General features: G+C 64.3%; 18 protein-coding genes and 1 rRNA gene. 12 read left to right on the forward strand and 7 right to left on the reverse strand.

The window, feature by feature from the left end; all coding sequences use genetic code 11:
- Both rrf and J2X62_RS23745 read left to right on the forward strand, forming a co-directional pair.
- Positions 1 to 84: ribosomal RNA gene (rrf, locus tag J2X62_RS23740) — 5S ribosomal RNA — on the forward strand; the annotation flags it as partial.
- Between the two features lie 135 nt (positions 85 to 219).
- Entirely contained in the window at positions 220 to 822 is a 603-nt protein-coding gene (locus J2X62_RS23745) for a DUF6188 family protein (protein ID WP_310183829.1), read from the forward strand.
- Here J2X62_RS23745 and J2X62_RS23750 read toward each other — a convergent pair.
- Positions 801 to 1,550 carry a DUF2071 domain-containing protein gene (locus J2X62_RS23750; RefSeq protein ID WP_310183832.1) on the reverse strand — a complete coding sequence of 250 codons (750 nt, stop codon included), beginning with the start codon at positions 1,548 to 1,550 and terminating at the stop codon, positions 801 to 803. The two genes, J2X62_RS23745 and J2X62_RS23750, sit on opposite strands and share 22 nt — an antisense overlap.
- Before the next feature lie 24 nt (positions 1,551 to 1,574).
- The gene (locus J2X62_RS23755) at positions 1,575 to 2,243 is read right to left on the reverse strand and encodes an SIMPL domain-containing protein (protein WP_310183835.1); all 669 of its coding nucleotides are present in this window, start codon (positions 2,241 to 2,243) and stop codon (positions 1,575 to 1,577) included.
- Positions 2,244 to 2,329: 86 nt separating this feature from the next.
- Between J2X62_RS23755 and J2X62_RS23760 the strand changes: the two genes are divergently transcribed.
- Positions 2,330 to 3,322: a 2-oxoglutarate and iron-dependent oxygenase domain-containing protein gene (locus tag J2X62_RS23760; protein WP_310183837.1), complete on the forward strand. Its 993-nt coding sequence runs from the start codon at positions 2,330 to 2,332 to the stop codon at positions 3,320 to 3,322.
- Here J2X62_RS23760 and J2X62_RS23765 read toward each other — a convergent pair.
- On the reverse strand, positions 3,316 to 3,744 hold the full coding sequence (locus J2X62_RS23765) for a DoxX family membrane protein (protein ID WP_283315311.1): 429 nt from the start codon (positions 3,742 to 3,744) through the stop codon (positions 3,316 to 3,318). The genes J2X62_RS23760 and J2X62_RS23765 overlap by 7 nt on opposite strands.
- Positions 3,745 to 3,778: 34 nt before the next feature.
- Here J2X62_RS23765 and J2X62_RS23770 point away from each other — a divergent pair, with 34 nt between their 5' ends.
- The gene (locus J2X62_RS23770; protein ID WP_201011515.1) at positions 3,779 to 4,870 is read left to right on the forward strand and encodes a DNA polymerase IV; all 1,092 of its coding nucleotides are present in this window, start codon (positions 3,779 to 3,781) and stop codon (positions 4,868 to 4,870) included.
- Between the two features lies 1 nt (position 4,871).
- On the opposite strand, the gene J2X62_RS23775 is transcribed toward J2X62_RS23770, so the two are convergent.
- Positions 4,872 to 5,564 carry a Tellurium resistance gene (locus J2X62_RS23775; protein ID WP_032369113.1) on the reverse strand — a complete coding sequence of 231 codons (693 nt, stop codon included), beginning with the start codon at positions 5,562 to 5,564 and terminating at the stop codon, positions 4,872 to 4,874.
- Positions 5,565 to 5,704: 140 nt separating this feature from the next.
- Here J2X62_RS23775 and J2X62_RS23780 point away from each other — a divergent pair, with 140 nt between their 5' ends.
- A complete protein-coding gene (locus tag J2X62_RS23780) occupies positions 5,705 to 7,183 on the forward strand; it encodes a carboxylesterase/lipase family protein (RefSeq protein ID WP_310183843.1) in 1,479 nt (492 codons plus the stop codon).
- A 47-nt stretch (positions 7,184 to 7,230) separates the two neighbouring features.
- Here J2X62_RS23780 and J2X62_RS23785 read toward each other — a convergent pair whose 3' ends face one another.
- On the reverse strand, positions 7,231 to 8,982 hold the full coding sequence (locus J2X62_RS23785; RefSeq protein ID WP_032384069.1) for a pyruvate dehydrogenase: 1,752 nt from the start codon (positions 8,980 to 8,982) through the stop codon (positions 7,231 to 7,233).
- Positions 8,983 to 9,187: 205 nt separating this feature from the next.
- Complete coding sequence (locus J2X62_RS23790) at positions 9,188 to 10,300, reverse strand: YbfB/YjiJ family MFS transporter (RefSeq protein WP_310183846.1); 1,113 nt, start codon at positions 10,298 to 10,300, stop codon at positions 9,188 to 9,190.
- 130 nt (positions 10,301 to 10,430) lie between these two features.
- Between J2X62_RS23790 and J2X62_RS23795 the strand changes: the two genes are divergently transcribed.
- The 5 genes from J2X62_RS23795 (at position 10,431) to J2X62_RS23815 (ending at position 14,136) form a co-directional block, all read left to right on the forward strand.
- On the forward strand, positions 10,431 to 11,294 hold the full coding sequence (locus J2X62_RS23795; RefSeq protein WP_027497872.1) for a hypothetical protein: 864 nt from the start codon (positions 10,431 to 10,433) through the stop codon (positions 11,292 to 11,294).
- 91 nt (positions 11,295 to 11,385) lie between these two features.
- A complete protein-coding gene (locus tag J2X62_RS23800) occupies positions 11,386 to 11,685 on the forward strand; it encodes a type VII secretion target (protein ID WP_032388477.1) in 300 nt (99 codons plus the stop codon).
- Positions 11,682 to 12,665 (forward strand): hypothetical protein, encoded by a 984-nt coding sequence (locus tag J2X62_RS23805; protein WP_310183852.1) that lies wholly within the window; start codon positions 11,682 to 11,684, stop codon positions 12,663 to 12,665. The genes J2X62_RS23800 and J2X62_RS23805 overlap by 4 nt, the downstream gene beginning before the upstream one ends.
- Positions 12,662 to 13,609, forward strand: a complete 948-nt coding sequence (locus tag J2X62_RS23810) for a hypothetical protein (protein ID WP_310183855.1) — start codon at positions 12,662 to 12,664, stop codon at positions 13,607 to 13,609. Before J2X62_RS23805 ends, J2X62_RS23810 begins: the two co-directional genes overlap by 4 nt.
- A gap of 17 nt (positions 13,610 to 13,626) precedes the next feature.
- Positions 13,627 to 14,136, forward strand: a complete 510-nt coding sequence (locus J2X62_RS23815) for an LpqN/LpqT family lipoprotein (RefSeq protein WP_310183857.1) — start codon at positions 13,627 to 13,629, stop codon at positions 14,134 to 14,136.
- Here J2X62_RS23815 and J2X62_RS23820 read toward each other — a convergent pair.
- A complete protein-coding gene (locus J2X62_RS23820; RefSeq protein WP_310183860.1) occupies positions 14,133 to 15,500 on the reverse strand; it encodes an MmgE/PrpD family protein in 1,368 nt (455 codons plus the stop codon). The two genes, J2X62_RS23815 and J2X62_RS23820, sit on opposite strands and share 4 nt — an antisense overlap.
- Positions 15,501 to 15,677: 177 nt before the next feature.
- Here J2X62_RS23820 and J2X62_RS23825 point away from each other — a divergent pair, with 177 nt between their 5' ends.
- Both J2X62_RS23825 and J2X62_RS23830 read left to right on the forward strand, forming a co-directional pair.
- Positions 15,678 to 16,490, forward strand: a complete 813-nt coding sequence (locus J2X62_RS23825; RefSeq protein ID WP_310183863.1) for a cyclase family protein — start codon at positions 15,678 to 15,680, stop codon at positions 16,488 to 16,490.
- Positions 16,487 to 17,905, forward strand: coding sequence for an MmgE/PrpD family protein (locus tag J2X62_RS23830; protein WP_310183865.1), 1,419 nt, complete (start codon positions 16,487 to 16,489; stop codon positions 17,903 to 17,905). The genes J2X62_RS23825 and J2X62_RS23830 overlap by 4 nt, the downstream gene beginning before the upstream one ends.
- The last annotated feature ends 20 nt before the right edge of the window (positions 17,906 to 17,925 follow it).

A 17,925-nucleotide genomic window follows, 5' to 3' on the forward strand; every position in this document is an offset into this window, starting at 1 on the left:
CCCATTCCGAACCCGGAAGCTAAGCCCTCCAGCGCCGATGGTACTGCACTCGACAGGGTGTGGGAGAGTAGGACACCGCCGAACACAACATCCCAGAATGCCCCTGACCCTCCACGGTCAGGGGCATTCTGCATTCGAAACCAACACCCACACAACACAATCGAAAGAAGGCGTGCGCACTGTGTACCGCGCTGGATTCGTGTGGCACAGTCGTGTTCGATGAAACTTCCCGTCGACGGCCAGCGCGTCCACAAGGTTCTGCTCGATTTCGACCTGACCATCGAATTCGACGGCGGTGCCACTGTCGCGTTCAGTGAAGTCGTCGTCGATGATCTTGTCGTCGACGAAGACAATCAATTCGAGGGACTTCGTGCGTTCGCCGTGTTGCTCGGTCTCGTCTGCGATGATGCCGAGTTCGACGAATCCGGTGTTCTCCGTCTGACTTTCGACGGACGGACGCGAGTTGTGGCTCATCCACGACCGGAGGTCGAGTCGTGGGAATTTTGTGCGGCCGACGGGTCGACCGTTCTGTGTGGTGCCGAGGGCACCGTCGAATCGTGGCCGGCACCGCCGCACCGAAGCGACGAAGTAACCACTCGGGAGGGTCTGCCCTCGATCGGTGCGACCGTCGTTCGTATATCTACCGGCGACGATGCTTCCGTAGAATTCTCCGACGGAACTTGCCTGAATTTCGATCTACCGCTCGACGCGGGTTACTTGGTGCTTCGGGAGAGCGTTACTGCCAGTTCCGACGCGGGCGGGGACTGGGTCGTCGAGTTGTCGTCGGGGCACGTCATCTTCTACCGACCACGCAGCACATAGGGCTTGCCGAACTGAGTTGCGACCCCGTCCGAGTACAGCACCGAGTCGGGTGGTCGAGTACTGACCCCCGGTAGACCCGCAGCCTCAACCAACTGATCCGAGCAGTGGGTCAGTTCCGCGTCCACCAGGGCCCAATGTCGATGCACGTTCGGCACGTACAGCAGGCGTCCGCCCAGCGCGGTGTGCAGTCCCCACCGTGCGGTGAGGAAGACCGCCAGCGGGTCGTCGGACATGTCGCGTGTGCCCCGGACGATGCCGAAGTCCGTCGTCGCACCGCGTTTCGGCGGTGCCAGCCGCCGGCTTCGGTAGGAAATTGCTCGCTTGTCGTCGTCGATATCGATCGATGCCCACCGGTAGGGGATTCTTGCGGCATTGGTGCCCACGACGACTGCGAGTCGGGTCGCCTCGAGGGAGCGAAAGACGACACCGCGTCGGCCTTCTGCGTCGATCGAGTACAGCCGTACATTGATCTCGCCGAAGGTCCCGAAGTACGGCACCGGGTGCCGATATCCGAGACCGGCACCGACCATGTGGAACCCGATGAGACCGACCCACGACGAACCGTCGAACTCGTCCGGTACGCACCCGTCCGGTAACAGCGGCGCTACGACCGAACTCGGTACTCGCCAGTGCAGGAAGACGAGTCGTTCCCACCGCTGGTCCATCAGAATCGGACGAGGCAACAGCGGTGGCCGGGGCCAGAGGCGTCGGGCATCGTCGCGGTTCATGATGTCGAGGGTAGGCGCGCCACGTCAGGAGGCGGTGAACCTGGCGTGCACGCTGGCGGAGATCGTGATGTTCTCGGGCTTCAGGGCGAACGCGGCGGGCCCGGATCGTGCGGCAAGCATGCGGTGGGACGGCTCGGTGACGCCGCGTTCGGCAGACCCCGTCAGCAGCCCGGGATCGGCAACGGCCACAGCCTTCACATTTACCCTCCCCAGGCTCGACGCATAGGCCTCTGCCTTGGACACAGCGTCTTGCACTGCACGTTCGCGAACCTCATGGGTGTGGGCTTTCCTGCTCGGTTCGGTGAGGTCCCAATCGAAGTGCTCGATCGAGACCCCGTCGAGAGCGGATGCCGCGTACACGAAGGCATCCACCAGGTCGAGTTGGCTGAACTTCACTTCGACGGACGCCTCGGCCTGGTAGACGTACGGAAGTTGTTCGCCATCCTGGTTGAACGGGCGGTGACGGGAACGCCGAACCTGATCGATGGTCCATCGATCGATCGGCCCGTGTTCACTGTTGTAGAGGGGTTCGATGAGGCGAGTGAGCTCACGTACGAGTTGCCCCGCCGGCTCCGACGCGGACTCGGCGCTGCGGCCGTCGGTACGCACCGTCAGGGACAACGTGCATTGTTCGGGTGGGTAGGTCACCTCGCCGTGACCGACGACGGTGATGTCGAGTGCTTCCGGGCTCATGACGTCCAGGCTGGCATCCAGGCACGGGGATTCATCGAATCTCAACACTGCTGGCCGATGCGTCAGGTGCGGAGGACAATCGGGTCATGCTCCCTGTTCTCGATCTCGAGTCGTCCGAAGACGACCCACAGACCTTCCGACGGGCTCTGCGCGAGGCAGCCCACGACTCGGGGTTCTTCTACCTCGTCGGGCACGGCATCGGCACCGACCGGATGGCCGACGTGTTGCGTTCGGCGCGGGCATTCTTCGCGGTGCCCGACGCCGTCAAGGACGAGATCAGTCAACTGAAGAGCCCACACTTTCGCGGCTATTCGCGAGTGGGCGGCGAGCTGACCAACGGTCGGGTCGATTGGCGCGAGCAGATCGACATCGGTCCCGAGCGGCCGGCGATCGAGCATGCGCGGGGCTACTGGAATTTGCAGGGACCGAACCTGTGGCCGTCCGAACCCGAGGGCTTCCGCGAGACGTTCGAGCAGTGGGAGCGATCGGTGTCGCAGATCGGACTCGCGCTGCTCCGACATTGGGCGGCCTCTCTCGGCGCGGACGAGCACGTGTTCGACGACGCGTTCGGCACCGCGCCGGCAACGTTGATGAAAGTCGTGCGCTACCCGGGGACGCCGGATCACTCGCAGGGTGTGGGTGCGCACAAGGATTCGGGGGTGTTGACGCTGCTCCTGGTCGAACCGGACTCGGCCGGTTTGCAGGTGGAGACGGCAGCGGATACCTGGGTCGATGTACCGCCTCTGGAGGGCGCGTTCATCGTCAACATCGGTGAGCTGTTGGAGGTGGCGACGGGCGGCTACCTCCGCGCGACACGGCATCGGGTGATCGCCCCCGGGCCGGGTACCGACCGGGTATCGGTGCCGTACTTCCTCAGTCCCGCACTCGATGCCGTCGTACCGATCATCACGCTGCCACCGGAACTGGCACGGCACTCACGTGGCGTCGAGGACGATCCCGACAACCCCATTTACGACACCTACGGGGAGAATGCCTGGAAATCCCGTACGCGCGCACATCCCGACGTGGCTCTGTTGCACCATGGAATCGTTCCGGCCGGGCACAGCTCCGCTCAGTGACGCCGGCTGCGACGCCCACTCGAGGCGCGCCATTGTGCCCAGGCACCGGTGCACCACAGCGCCCACACGATCAGAAGGGGTTGGAACAGCAGTCGGATGCCGCGTGCGGCATCCGAGTCGAGACCGAACGCGTCGGTGTGCGTGACGAATTGAGAGATGTTTCCTGGGAAGACGGCGACGAAGAAGGCGGCCACCACCCATCCCACGAGTGCTGAGCGAGCAGTCCAGAACAGGAGAGCAAGACCGAGAACGATCTCGACGACGCCCGAAGCCAGGACGACGAAGTCGGTGTCGACGGGCATCCATGTCGGTACCTGGGCCGCGAAGGTGCTGCGTGCCCAGAACAGATGGCTCAGACCGGCGAAGACGAGAAATGCTCCCAGCACGATCCGGCCGATGGTCCGAGATATCGATTTCGTCATTGCGCCATGAGACACCACGGGCACACTGGTGACCATGACCGGGACCACCACGGCCGAGCATGCGTCGACCGATGCCACTCGGCGGCGCTGGGTACTGCACGTCGATCTCGACCAATTCATCGCAGCGGTCGAGGTGCTGAGGAACCCCGACCTCGTGGGCAAAGCCGTCGTGGTCGGCGGCAGGGGAGATCCGACCGAGCGTGGGGTGGTGTCGACGGCGTCCTACGAGGCGCGGGCGAAGGGCGTCGGATCCGGAATGCCGCTGCGGATCGCAGCGAAGAAGATTCCCGACGCCGTCTTTCTTCCCGTCGACAAGCCGGCATACGACGAGGCGTCGGCGACGGTGATGGACACGTTGCGTTCCCTCAGGGTGGTGGTGGAGGTGATCGGCTGGGACGAGGCCTTCCTGGGCGTCGAGACCGACGATCCGAGGACATTCGCCAGGACCGTGCACGACGCGGTGTTCGATGCGACCGGGCTGCATTGCTCGGTCGGGATCGGGGACAACAAGCTTCGAGCGAAGATCGCCACCGATTTCGACAAGCCTCAGGGTATCTACCAACTCACCCAGGACAATTGGTACGAGGTGATGGGAGAGCGCGGCACCGATGCGCTGTGGGGAATCGGCAAGAAGATCTCCACCCGGCTTGCTGCACTCGGTATCACCACCGTCCGTGAATTGGCCGATGCGGACGACGCAGACCTTGCCGCGGCGTTCGGGCCGAAGATCGGGCCGTGGCTCGGTACGAAAGGTAGGGGGATCGAGCTGTCCCCGGTGACATCCGAACCGTGGGTCGCGCGATCTCATAGTCGGGAAGTCACGTTCCAGACCAACGTCGCCGACTGGACCGTGATCAGGGACGAGGTCGCGAATTTGACGTCGAAGGTGCTCGCAGACATCGAAAGCGAGAACCGACCTGCGGTCCGCGCAGCATTGAAGATCCGGTATGCCCCGTTCGAGACGCATACCGTCAGCGCGCCGATCGCGGGCCCGCCAACCTTCGATGCAGCGACTCTCACGTCGGCCGCGGTGGCCCTGGTGGACCGGCTCGACCACAGTCGAGAGGTTCGCTTGATCGGTGTGCGACTGGAAATGGTTCCGCCGCAACCGAAACCAGCGTCCTAGGTCACTTTCGGCCGGCAGCCCACTTCATTCCCCAGCCGTACTTCTTGTCGAGATCGGCTTGGCTGCCCTGGATGTACTCCACCTCGCGCGTCACGGTGATCCCGGCGGACGTGTTCTGCAGCAACGCGATCGAGCAGATCCGTGCCGAGTTCTCGGCCGAGTCCAGGCGAACCTCCACCTGTGGACCGCTGGTGGGGTACAGGGTCACCACGCCGTCGACCGCAGCCCAGTTGGGCGCGCCGTCGTAAATCATCGCGAAGATCAGAATGCGCGTGAATTTGTCGGGGTCGGCGAGATTGATGTGCATGTTCTCTCCGCCGCTGACCGAGCCCGAGCGGTCGTCGCCGTCGAGCGCGATGAACGGCGGCTGCTGCAACGACCCGAAGCTGTTTCCCAGTGCCTGAACGACGCCCTTGGAACCGTCGCGCAGCTCGTAGAGGCAGCCGAGGTCGAGGTCGACCCCTCCGGTGCCGTACGACGCGGCGGCCAGCTTCGCCAGAAAGCCCTTCTTCTTCGGTTGCGCGGCAGGTGCCCCGCTCGACCAGTTGAGATTCACCCGCATCGACCCCTGCTTCTCACCGGACTTGGTCAAACTGATGGTGGGCGACGCCTTGGACAGCGTCACCTTGCTCAGGTTGACCGACGCGGCGGGCTGGGCTGGCTGGGAGGGCTTGCGGGTGTAGTCGATGGCCATCGTGGAGCCTTCCGAAACGGTCGAGTTCCGGATCGCGATGTCCGGTTTGGGCGGTCCGTCGAGAATAACCGCAACCGGAGTCGACGACGTGGGCCGGGCGTGCACTATGGAGTTCTCACGTTCGAAACCGAAAGGAACCGATGAACCCGGTCGTAGAGGTCGCGCAAGGGAAACTCAGTGGTCGCACAGTTGCGGGGGTGAGCGCCTTCAAGGGAATCCCGTACGCAGCACCGCCCTTCGGTGCACACCGCTTTCAGGCACCACAGCAACCCGAGTCGTGGGAGGGCGTCCGGCAGGCCACCGAATTCGGCCCGACGGCTCCCAAGCCCGGATTTCCCAGCCCGATCGACCAGATTCTGTCCGAGGTGGCGATCGACGGAGACGATTGCCTGAACTTGAATGTCTGGACGCCCGACGTCGAGGCTGCGGGGTTGCCGGTACTGGTATGGATTCACGGTGGGTCGTTCACCAACGGCAGCGGCGCGGTACCCACGTACGACGGCACCGCCTTCGCCCGCGACGGAATCGTGTGCGTCACCATCAACTACCGATTGGGCGTCGACGGATTTCTGGCGATCGACGGAGCGCCCGCCAACCGCGGTCTGCTGGATCAGGTTGCGGCGCTCGAATGGGTGGCCGCCAACATTGCGGCGTTCGGCGGCGACCCCGCCCAGGTGACGGTTGCGGGGGAGTCGGCGGGCGCGATGAGTGTGGGCACGCTGCTGTCGATGCCTCGCGCGAAGGGGCTGTTCCGCCGCGCCATCCTGCAGAGCGGCGGCGGGCACCATGTGCTGACGGAGGAGACCGCGAAGAAGGTCACCGCGGCGTTGGCGTCGGACCTCGGTGTGGAACCCACCGTCGACGGTTTCGGTTCGGTGCCGGTGGTGGACTTGACGGCCGCGCAGACCGCGCTGTCGAATCGTATTGCCAAGCAACCCGATCCGCGTCTGTGGGGCGAGCTGGTCCTCAATGTCATGGCGTACGAGCCGCACATCGACGGGGACGTGGTGCCGGCCCGGCCGATCGATGCGATCGCCGCCGGCTCCACCGCAGACGTCGAGATCATGGTCGGATCCAACTCCGACGAACATGCGCTGTTCTTCGTACCCAGCGGGGTGTTCCGGCACATCGACGAGAATCTGCTGCGCATGGCCATGGCGGGCATGGGCGCCGACGCGGACCGGGTGCTCGAGCTCTACCGCGCCGACACACCCGACGCCACCGCAGGTGAGGTCATGATGGCCGCGATGACCGACTGGTTCTTCCGAATTCCTGTCATTCGTATCGCCGAGGCTCGTTCGGGTTCCGCGACGTATATGTACGAATTCGCTTGGCCGTCACCGTCGTACGAGGGCAAGCTGGGTGCCTGCCATGCAATCGAGATCCCGTTCGTCTTCGACAACCTCGCCGAGGGCACCGGTGGGTTGCTCCTCGGGCCGAACCCTCCGCAGAAACTCGCCGACCGGACTCACCGCGCCTGGGTGGACTTTGTCACGGCAGGCGACCCGGGCTGGGCCCCGTACGGGTCGGAGCGAACGGTCATGACATTCGACGAGGAGTCGGCTTCGGTGCAGGATCCTCGTGCGGCGCAGCGGGAGCTGTGGGACAAGATCCGGTAGACGACAGCACCGGTGGTATATGCCGTACCACCGGTGCGGGGTCTCGATCAGGGACGCGGAACGTTACGCAGGTTCGACTTCGCCATCCGAACTGCTTCTCCTACACCGCCGTTGAGAACCACCTTGCTCATCGCGAGCGCGAAGCCCTTGAGCTGCTCGCCGGTGAGGGTCGGCGGCACCGACAGTGCCAGCGGATCGGTGATCAGTTGCACCAGGGCAGGCCCGTCCGTGGCGAACGCGGTTTCGAGTGCGCCGCGAATATCACCCGGCTGGTCGACACGCTGCGCGTGAATGCCCGCAGCCTTGGCGATTCCGGTGTAGTCGACCTGTGGCACGTCTACGCCGAAGTCGGGGAGTCCGTCGACGAGCATCTCGGCCTTGACCATGCCCAGGGTCGAGTTGTCGAACATGACGATCTTCACCGGCAACTTGTACATCGCCACGGTGAGGAGTTCGGAGAGCATCATCGAGAATCCACCGTCACCCGAGATGGAGACGACCTGACGGCCCGGGTGCGCGAACTGCGCCCCGATGGCGTGCGGTAGCGCGTTGGCCATCGAGCCGTGCAGCATCGATGCGACGAAAGCTCTTCTGCCGGTGGGGTTGATGTATCGGGCGGTCCACACGTTGCACATACCGGTGTCGGTGGTGAACACGGCATCGTCATCGGCCAGATCGTCGAGCACGGACGCGGCGAACTCGGGATGGATCGGGACGAGCTTCTCGGCATTGCGGGTGTACGCGCCGACTGTCTTACCCATCAGATCGTTGTGCTTGTCCAACCACTTCTCTGCGTAGCGGCGATCGGTCTTGCGAGTGACCAACGGAGCCAACGCGTTCAGAGTTGCACGCACGTCTCCGTGGATGGGGTACTTCACCGAGGTACGGCGACCCAACTTGGTCGGATCGATGTCGATCTGCGCGGTCGCGACATCCTCGGGAAGAAACTGTTGGTACGGAAAGTCGGTGCCGAGCAGGATCAACAGATCCGCGTCGTGGATACCGGCGTGCGCAGCTCCGTAGCCGAGCAGACCGGTCATGCCGACGTCGTACGGGTTGTCGTACTGGATGAACTCCTTGCCGCGCAACGAATGTCCGACGGGAGCGCCGATGGTGTCGGCGAATGCGACGACCTCGTCATGGGCACCCTTGACGCCGTAGCCGGCGAAGATCGCGACCTTCTCGGCATTGTTGATGGCGTCGGCCAGCTGTTGGATGTCGGCGGCGGGCGGAGTGACGACGGGAGTCGACGGAATGGCGATGGGATCCATTGCGCCGGCAGCGGACAACTCGGCGATGTCACCGGGGAGCGTCACCACCGATACTCCGCCGCCGGTGATCGCTGCGTTGATCGCAGCGCGGAATACGCGCGGTGCTTGCTCGGCAGTGGAGACGAACTCGTTGTACAGCGAGCATTCGACGAACAGGCGATCGGGGTGCGTCTCCTGGAAGTACCCCGACCCGATCTCGCTGCTGGGAATGTGGGATGCGATCGCGAGAACCGGTGCGCCGGAACGGTGTGCGTCGAACAGTCCGTTGATCAGATGCAGGTTGCCCGGGCCGCAGGAGCCGGCGCAGACGGCGAGGGTGCCGGTGGTCTGCGCGTCCGCCGATGCCGCGAACGCCGCGGCTTCCTCGTGGCGAACATGGATCCAGTCGATGCCGCCTTTGGCCGATCCTCCGGTCCGACGCACCGCGTCGACCACCGGGTTGAGACTGTCGCCGACGATTCCGTAGATGCGCCGAACTCCGGCGTCGACGAGTCCGCGAACGAGTTGATCGGCCACTGTGGTGGACATAGTTTTTCTCCTCGGATGTAGTAGCGCGCCTCGGGGTCGATGTGCCCTGTGCGCATTCTCGACGCCTTCCCTGCGCCGAGGGTGTACGAAACATCCTGGGTAGGTACGCGTGAACCGTCAAGAGCGAAGGCCCTGGTCACAGCTGACGCGATCTTCGTCACGTGGGCTTTTTCCCGTCAGCACCCAACCGAATGTGGGGGTGGCCTTACGCCGACATCCGCAGTATCCGCACAGAAGCCACGGTTCCCAGCACCAGCACTCCGGCCGCGATGGCGAAGGCGATCGCGTACGAATCGCCGATTGCGGGCGCAACCACCAATGGCCCCACTACTTGTCCGACGCCGTAGACGGCGGTCAGTGTCGCCGCGGTACGGCCGATGGGAAGTGTGTGCGCTGTGCTCATCGTCAGCATCGTGATGCCCATGAACGTTCCCCCGAACAGCAGCGCCGAAAATACTGCGGCGACGGGGTTCGCCGTCAAGGCGGGAAGTACTGCGGCAACGGACTGTAAGGCGAACGCTGCTACCAGAGCTTCGCGCAGGCTGGTTCGGCGTGCCACCCCTTGCCACAGCACCGTCGCCGGCACCGCAGCCAATCCCACGACGATCCACACCGCTGGACCCACCGACGTGCTGCCGTGGCCACCGACCGCTGCCACGAGAAACGTGCCGACGACGATGTACCCGAGGCCCTCGAGGAAGTACGCGACGAGCAATGTCCGCCACACCGCGCGGGTTCCGGCGTTCACCTCGCCCGCCTCGGACCGCCCTGCAGGCTCGGGGTGTACCCGAAGCGTCCATGCCGGGGCGACGAGCACCGCAGTCAGTATCGCCGAGCACAACCACAGCGCCTCCCACGACAGATGTGGCCCGGCGAGCAACGTCAGAATGCCCGACGCTGCAATACCTGCACCGACGCCGCCGAACGCGATTCCTGGTGACGCACCGTCGGCTCTGTGCTTGGTGACGGTGCTCGCGCAGGCGATGAACACCGCGGCACTCGCCAGGCCGGCCAGGAACCGCAGCGCCGAAAACGTTGCGGTGGAATGCACTGCAGCCATCGCCAATTCGCTTGCGATGAGCACGAGCGTCCACAGCCTGAACGACGTCGTCGTATTGATCGACGGGCGCACCGACAACACGATCGCGCCGACGAGGTAGCCGGCATAGTTCGCGGTTGCGATGACGGCACCGCTGCTCGGGGTCACCTCCGCCGCGTCGACCATGATCGGTAGCAGCGGCGTGAACACGAATCGTCCGACGCCCATCGCGGCCGCGAGTCCGGCCGCGGCAGCGAACGATAATCGACGGCCGTTCATTGCGATCGCCCTCCTAAGTCGTTAGCCGCGCCAACGGTACGCGTTGGATCCCCGTCTCATCGAACCGAGCAGCAGGGAACCGATCGCACCACCGGTGCGTCCAATACCTGATACCGACTGTGGGGGACGCATGAGTGAGACGAAGTACACCGACGCAGAACGACCTATCTGGGTCCCGTACTGGCCGAACACGTTGGGCCGCCTGTGGCAGGCCGTCATCGCGATTGTCGCGGTGGTAGCCATTGCGATCTATCGCGGACGGCTCGAGGTGCACGGAAGCGACAATGGGCACACGATCGGATCGATCGCTCTACTTGCCCTCATGGCTTGCGTTTGGATCGGGCTCAACGACAACGTGATTCGATGGGGAATCCCCGTCCGATTCGTTCGGCGCGTCGAGGACCACGCGCTCGGTAGCGGCGTCTGCATTCCGCCTCGGACCGCCAAGCTCTGGTTGATCACGGTCGCGTCCCTCTTGGTGTCAGGAATGGGGGTCGCCCTGTCGAAGAGTGACGTGTTCGGCGCGGCCGGTATGCCGATTGCTGGAATTGCCATCGTTGTACTGGTGGCGACGCTCGGCTTCCGCAGCAGCGTCGAACTGCGCTTGTTCGCGGACGGATTTGTCAGACGCAGACGGTCGTGCATGTTCTTCTTTCCGCGCACCCACGACATCCTCGTGCGCTGGGACGATGTGGAGCAGTACGAGGCCTCGACGTACCGAACGTCAGAGAAGCGGGGGAGTGGGTTCACCGAGCCCGTACTGTATGTCCGAGCGACTGGGCTCGATATCGAGCGTCCCCGCGACCGGCTGGATCAACCGGACCGGATGGCGATTCGCATCCATTTGCTCGCAGCCGAGCCGAATGCCGTTCTGGCATTGATGAAGTGGTGCACCGACGGCCCGGTCAACCGGATCCGCATGACCGGCTACGACTCACCCGACCTGCTGGTGCCACCACCGCTTCGTGAGCGACTGGAACTGTCGCGGTCCTAGCTTCGGCACGGAACCGATAACGGGCTCGCTGCGTCAAACCCGATGACGCCGATTCACCGGGCGTCGATACGGTGCGACTCGGGGGAGCGTCATGACAGTGAATGTGGATCCAGTGATCCTGCGGCAGTTCTCGAATGTGCTGTCGGGAACGGGGGAGGTGATCGCCGAGTTGGACACCCTCGCCCCGTTCCGAGCATCCGAGAATGCGCTGCAGGGTACCGACTTTCGCGCAGCGTGTGCGGCAGCGTCCGCAGCGGCCGCGGGAGCTGTTGCCGCTCTGGCAGGCCGAGCCGAATGCGTTGCGGACATCGCCCGTGGTGTCGCGCAGAACTACGAGATCACCGACGACGACCTTGCCCGCCGCCTCGCTGCGATGGACCAGCCGAAATGACCCCGACCGTGCCGCACGTCGCCGGCTGGGAGCCGCAGTCGATGCGCAAGACGATGATCGAACTGGCCGAGATAGTCGAACGCGTCAACGGCCAACGAACCGGGGTCTTGGAAGAGCAGGACACACTGGCCGAGACGTGGACCGGCGACGCGGCACGCGCCGCAGCCGATCGCGTGGTGGCCGAATGCTCCCGGATGAGCTCCGTCTGCAGTGAAATCGACTCGCTCGGAGCCGCATTCGAAGGTGCGGCCGACATCGTCGAGGCCGCCCAAGCGCACGTGCGGGCTCAGGTGTCCGCGGCTACGACGAGCGGGTTCGCGGTACGGGCCGACGGTGTGGTGAATCCCGAAGGGATGATCGCGCTGATTCCCGACAGCCTGGGTGACGAGAAGACACGTCGAGCCGACGAACTCCGTTCTGCAGCATATCAATTGACCCAGGACATCCAGAGTGCTCTGCGCCAGGCCGCGAGTGTCGCTCTCGACGCTGCGCAGCAGCTGGCCGAGCCCACCGAGCGGTTGACCGCGCTCGCCCTCGACAATCCCACCGGAAAGTTCGTCGAGAACCCGGACGGGTCGTTCTCCTGGATGCCGGACTGGCCGTCGACCATCGCAGCGTCGGTCGTCGGAGGCATGGCCGCCGTGACGAGGCGGGCGCTGGAAATACCCGGTGTCGAATCCGTCGACGACGTTGCCAAGAACATCGGACGCGGGCTCGGGGTCTTCGGAGTCGTTGCCGGTGCGATTCCCGGAATTGCGGGAAAAATCGACGAGGGCGTGAACCCGGCCGAGGCCGTGATCGTCGAGGCGACGCCGATAGTCGCGGGAGCAATTACGACCTGGGCGTTCGGAGCCGTGGGTGGCATGGCGGGTTCCATTTTTCCGGGGCCCGGCACGGTGGCAGGCGCTGCTGCCGGGATCGCACTGGGCCAAGTCGTCAGCTACGGCGTGGAGAAGTTGTTCGAGGCGGCAGGAAAATGAGCGAGATCAGAGACGATCGCACGCCCCAGACCGAGGACGTGCTGCGTAAGAGCCTGGTAGCGCAGAAGTATCCATTGTGGGTGCGGACGTGGCGCAGTGTTCACCTGGGTTGGCTGGTAGCTCTCGGAGTTTCGTCTGCAGTCCTTGCCGCGACGATCGTGGCTCCGGTTCTCCTGTTCGGGACGCTTTCCGGGGAGACCGTTCTCCTCGTGTCGCCGCTGGTGCTCGCGGTGCTGATACCGCTCGCAGCGGCCGAGGTGTTGTCCGGCATCGGGTCTGCGCGGCTGTCGCTGTTCGTGCGACCGGTGACTGTCGCCGGAGTCGGCCGAGGCGTGGCAGTGCCGGGGCGGGGGACTGTGTTGTATCGCAGCGGAATACTCGCATTCGCGTTGGTGTCCGGCCTGTCCTACATCCACTTGGGAGGAGACGCACGGGTAAGTACAACGCGTCACGACCTGGGCGTCGTAGTCATGTCGCACTTCGGCGCTCCGATATGTCTGCTGTTTTTCGCACTGAGTGTGCTCGTCGTCAACCGGACCCGAATTTCACTGCATCCCGATGGCCTCGTGGAGGAGATCTACCGGCGCCGCGGATGGAAGGCCACCACTGCAATCACGGTTGTCCAGTGGGACGGGATCGTCGAGCTGCAGCCGCGGACGCATCCGAATCCTGCGGTATCGCATTCACATTGGTACCCCACCATCCGAGTCGTGTATCGCGACCCTGCCGGTGGAACGGATCAGGTGCTGGTCCTGATGGCGTGCGAGAAGAAGGTCGAACCCAACGCGCTGCTGTCCGTACTGCAGTGGTGTCGGGCCAATCCCTGGGGCCGTGCGCAGCTTGCCCACGACGACGCGCGAGAGCTACTTCGACCGCCTCGATTCCTCGATCGCATCGAAGCAGACCGAGCGGCGTCGATGTCGGGTCGACGGGACGTCCAGTGACAACGCGGGAGCAATCGATGCAGAGCGTTCTGCAACAGCAGGATGTCGAGCTCGTGTCCGTACATCTCGACGAATGCGCAAGGTTCGGTCTGGAGCTCTCCGCGCTGCCGGGGTGGGATCTCGTTCCTGCACACCTGTTTCCGCACGCCACCGCGGTGCTGTGTTCTCCTGCAGATGCGGTCGACGGGTTCGTTCCCAACGCGGCAGTCTTGACCGGAAAGTTGACGCGGTCACTCGATCCGCAGACCCTGCTGGCTTGTGGGTTCGGCGACTCCCGGGCACTTCCGGAATGGATCGACGTCAGCTACGACCGCGACCCGTTCTGCGGTCTACCGTCCGTTTCGATTGCGGGTCGATACGAGTGGGACGGTCGGACGCTGTTCGCTCGGACCAGGTATGTCGTGGTCCACCACATCGTCGATCAGTACCTCGTCCAATTGACGGTCACCTTGCCGGAACGGGTCAGGTCTCGATTGGCTTGGGCAGCAGACGAATTCGTGGACGAGGTTCGTATCGGGAGAAACTAGGTCGTAGGCAGCCTGCGCAGTTCACCGGCAACGTCGTCCGTCGTGCAGATGGATTCGATGATGCTTTCAAGCTCTGCTGCATCCTTTTCTCCCACCAGGCGGGCAATTTTGGCTCTGATGTCGCCGTAACTCATCGGGAAGTGGTCGACATCTCCGACGGGATTCGGGGTCGAGGCAGACATGGCAGTTCCATCTCGGAATTCGATCGTCACCTCGGCAGCCCGGCGCTCGGGTAGAAGCTCATCGAATTCTTCGGCCGAGGCGACATCGACCCGGGCGCTGAATTGTTGCGCACGAGAGAAAGCGGGACCATCCGGATCGAGCGCGTCGACGTCGATCGCGTCGGACAAGAACGCAGCAGCGACGACGAACGGTAGCGAGAACATCGCGCCGAGGCGAGTGCTCGGATTGCGTTGGAACAGCGGCTCCGCCAGTGAATGTGTACGCACGACGACCCTTGCGATGTCGTCGGCTGACCAGTCGGCATGGCTGCGCAGACTCTGCACGGTGTCGATGGCGGCATGTGTGTAGGAGCAACTCGCATGCTGCTTGGAATAACCTTCGAGAGTCAGCCATCGCTCACCGAGATTCCCGGTGAGCTTCGCCAGGTCCAGCGTGCCGATGATCGAGCCCAGTGAATGCTCGATCGCACCGGTGTTGCCCACCACGCCCGCACTGGCCAGTCGTGCGGCGTTCGTACCGGCCCGCGCCGCACCGCCGACCCAGAGGTTGCGTGCAAAGTTACCGTCGAGCACCACAGCCCACGGCGCGACCTGTACCAACGCCGCGGACGAATCGATTGCTGCAGCAACGGCATCGAGGTCGCATCCGTGAACGACGGCGGCCGCAGTCGCCGCACCGGTCGCACCCCAATGCCCATGGGTGTGCCATGCGTTGTTCCGCGTCAGCGCATAGCCGAACCTGGCCGCCACTTCGTATCCGGCAACAACGGCGGTGAGGAAGGTGCGGCCGGAGACCTGCTGGGGTGCAAGTCGCGCTGCGGCGATCGCTGCAGGCACCACGTGCGCGGCGGGGTGTCCAGCGGCGTACTTGTTTCCTTCGTCGAGTTCCAGGCAGCACGAGGCAATCGCGTCGAGTTCGGCAGCCGATTCGACCGTGGTGCCGCGGGGTCCGCCGAGCGGGTGCGTCGAGCCGGGTTCGGCGTTCCAGTGGGCGCGTAATCGTGTCATCTCTGTGGTGCGCGCCCCGGCCAGTGTCACGCCCAGTAGGTCCAACAGAACGAGCTTGGCGCGCTCGGCGAGGTCGTCCGGCAAGGGCCGGCCCCGAAGTGTGTCGACTTCCTGGGCGAGCCGCGCGACGGAGTTCTCATGTTCCGGTGAGCGAAACGATAGTGAACCGTCCATTGTTGAAGGTTAGAAGTAACAAGATCTGATCGTCAATGACGCAACCGATAATGCCTGGGCTGTTACTCTGACGGTAACGCTTCGCTGTGAACTGGGTCGCTCCACGATGTTCCGCTTAGCGAAACGAACGCATTGCTGACGTGATCGGCGCGCTCAGCGAGTAGAAGGAGACAATCAATGTCCGATCAACTCCTCGATGCCGTCCAGCAGGGCGTGCACACGGTGGATCTCGGGAGGCAGTTGCGGGTGGGAATGCCGCAGTCGCCCAATCACCCGCAGTTCTGGCACACGCTGCCGCGCAGACACGGGGACATGACACGGTCGGACGGCGGTAGTGCAGCCAACGACATGATCACCACGGGTACCCACGTCGGAACCCACATCGACGCGCTTGCGCACGTGAGTCACAACGGGAAACTGCACGGCGGTGCCGACGCGGGCCAGTCCTGCCTCGGTGGAAAGTACGTGGAGCACGGCGTGCACACCATCGCACCGATGATCCGGCGCGGTGTACTGCTGGACATCCCCAGGCTTCTCGGTGTCGGTCGCTGCGATGGAGGTTACGAGATCACGGTCGACGATCTCGAATCTGCCTGCGCTGCACAGTCGGTCGAGATCGGTACCGGCGACGTAGTGCTGATTCGCAGCGGCTGGGGTCAGCTCTTCGACGAAGGCCTGCCCTACGTCGGAGGCCCTTCCGGCGTGCCGGGGGTCAGCGAAGCCGGGGCTCAGTGGCTCGCTGCCCTGCAGGTGCACGCGGCTGGTGCCGACACCATCGCGTTCGAACGACTCGCCCCCGGCGGAGGTCACGCCCTCCTGCCCGCGCACCGAGTGCTGTTGGTGGAGAGCGGAATCTACATCATCGAAGCGTTGGACCTCGAAGAACTGTCGCGTCAGGAGATCTTCGAGTTCACGTTCCTGCTGGTGCCGCTGAACATCTTCGGTGCAACCGGCTCGCCGGCTCGCCCTCTGGCGGTGACGTCCGCATGAGTGAACTCACCCTCGCGCAGCAGGTGGCGCGGTTCGCTGTGAACACGCGATACGAGGATCTGCCCGAAGATGTGGTGGCCTCGGTCGGTATGCGCGTTCTCGACACTCTCGGAATCGCGGTCGCGGCCACGGACCTCGATACCAGCCGCGCCGCCATCGCATGGGCGTGCGAACAGGGTGGCACTGCGACGGCGACAGCCATCGGAGTCGACGTCGCGCTACCGCCCATGCTCGCCGCATTCGTCAACGGGGTGCTCGCGCACTCCTTGGACTTCGACGACACACATCTGCCCTCTATCCTGCATCCGAGCGCCAGCGTGGTTCCCGCTGCCTTGGCGGCTGCCCAAGAACACGGTGCCGACGGCCGCGCCCTGGTGCGCGGCATCGCAATCGGCCTCGAGGTCTGCGTTCGGCTCGGCATGGCAGGTTTCGACCCGGACGCCAAGAACTCAGTGTTCTTCGAGCACGGCCAACACGCAACCTCCATTTGCGGCGCGATGGGTGGTGCCGTAGCGGCTGCCGTCATCGGGGGTGCCTCCGAGACCGGGATCGTCGACACCATGGGCATTGCGGCGTCCATGGCATCGGGCATCATCGAGGCCAACCGCACCGGCGGGACCGTCAAGCGCATGCACTGCGGGTGGGCCGCACATTCCGCACTGTCGGCCGCGGGACTGTCCCGGCACGGGATCACCGGCCCGCCGACGGTCCTGGAGGGCCGGTTCGGGTTCTTCCAAGCCTGGTTGCACGAACCGGGCCGGGCAAACGAAATAGTCGCCGGCCTCGGTACCGAGTGGGCGGTTCCGGCCATATTCTTCAAGCCGTATCCGGCCAACCACTTCACCCACGCCGCCATCGACGCAGGGGCTGCGCTCCGCAAGCGCGGAATCATGTTGGAGGACATCGGCACATTGGAGCTGGGTGTCCCGGCCGCGAACCTGCGCACGATCGGTGAACCCATCGAGGTCAAGCGCACTCCTGCAACCGGTTATATGGCTCAGTTCAGCGGCCCGTACGCCGTGGTCGTCGGACTGCTGGGCGGTGGGGGACTCGGTGCCGCTCTCGAGGACTACTCCAACGAGTTGGCCAACGATCCGCAGCGGCGAGAGTTGATGGCAAAGATCTCGGTGGTGCCGGATTCACGGTGCGACGCCATTTTCCCCCATCAGTTCCCGGCGGTCCTGACGGCCACGATGACGGACGGTTCCGTACTCGTCGAAGAAGTCCTGACGACTCGCGGTGGTCCGGAAAGGCCGCTGTCGTTCGAGGAGGTGTCGGCCAAGTTCACCAGCAACGCGCAACAGTTCCTGAGCGAGCCCGAGCTCGGTGCGTTGGCCGGTCGTTGCCATGCACTCGGCGACTTGTCGAGCATCACCGAACTGCTTGCGCCCCTGACGGTATCGAAGAACCAGTAGAAGCGCTGCACCGCCCAGTT

Source organism: Rhodococcus sp. 3258 (assembly GCF_031456475.1).
Lineage (GTDB): Bacteria > Actinomycetota > Actinomycetes > Mycobacteriales > Mycobacteriaceae > Rhodococcoides > Rhodococcoides fascians.

Bases quoted from the DNA above. Each gene is read 5' to 3' on its own strand.
- J2X62_RS23770 (WP_201011515.1), top strand. From the start codon at position 3,779: ATGACCGGGACCACCACGGCCGAGCATGCGTCGACCGATGCCACTCGG.
- J2X62_RS23775 (WP_032369113.1), bottom strand. From the start codon at position 5,564: ATGGCCATCGACTACACCCGCAAGCCCTCCCAGCCAGCCCAGCCCGCC.
- J2X62_RS23795 (WP_027497872.1), top strand. From the start codon at position 10,431: ATGAGTGAGACGAAGTACACCGACGCAGAACGACCTATCTGGGTCCCG.
- J2X62_RS23750 (WP_310183832.1), bottom strand. From the start codon at position 1,550: ATGAACCGCGACGATGCCCGACGCCTCTGGCCCCGGCCACCGCTGTTG.
- J2X62_RS23785 (WP_032384069.1), bottom strand. From the start codon at position 8,982: ATGTCCACCACAGTGGCCGATCAACTCGTTCGCGGACTCGTCGACGCC.
- J2X62_RS23755 (WP_310183835.1), bottom strand. From the start codon at position 2,243: ATGAGCCCGGAAGCACTCGACATCACCGTCGTCGGTCACGGCGAGGTG.
- J2X62_RS23825 (WP_310183863.1), top strand. From the start codon at position 15,678: ATGTCCGATCAACTCCTCGATGCCGTCCAGCAGGGCGTGCACACGGTG.
- J2X62_RS23830 (WP_310183865.1), top strand. From the start codon at position 16,487: ATGAGTGAACTCACCCTCGCGCAGCAGGTGGCGCGGTTCGCTGTGAAC.
- J2X62_RS23800 (WP_032388477.1), top strand. From the start codon at position 11,386: ATGACAGTGAATGTGGATCCAGTGATCCTGCGGCAGTTCTCGAATGTG.
- J2X62_RS23745 (WP_310183829.1), top strand. From the start codon at position 220: ATGAAACTTCCCGTCGACGGCCAGCGCGTCCACAAGGTTCTGCTCGAT.
- J2X62_RS23805 (WP_310183852.1), top strand. From the start codon at position 11,682: ATGACCCCGACCGTGCCGCACGTCGCCGGCTGGGAGCCGCAGTCGATG.
- J2X62_RS23760 (WP_310183837.1), top strand. From the start codon at position 2,330: ATGCTCCCTGTTCTCGATCTCGAGTCGTCCGAAGACGACCCACAGACC.
- J2X62_RS23765 (WP_283315311.1), bottom strand. From the start codon at position 3,744: ATGACGAAATCGATATCTCGGACCATCGGCCGGATCGTGCTGGGAGCA.
- J2X62_RS23810 (WP_310183855.1), top strand. From the start codon at position 12,662: ATGAGCGAGATCAGAGACGATCGCACGCCCCAGACCGAGGACGTGCTG.
- J2X62_RS23780 (WP_310183843.1), top strand. From the start codon at position 5,705: ATGAACCCGGTCGTAGAGGTCGCGCAAGGGAAACTCAGTGGTCGCACA.
- J2X62_RS23815 (WP_310183857.1), top strand. From the start codon at position 13,627: ATGCAGAGCGTTCTGCAACAGCAGGATGTCGAGCTCGTGTCCGTACAT.
- J2X62_RS23820 (WP_310183860.1), bottom strand. From the start codon at position 15,500: ATGGACGGTTCACTATCGTTTCGCTCACCGGAACATGAGAACTCCGTC.
- J2X62_RS23790 (WP_310183846.1), bottom strand. From the start codon at position 10,300: ATGAACGGCCGTCGATTATCGTTCGCTGCCGCGGCCGGACTCGCGGCC.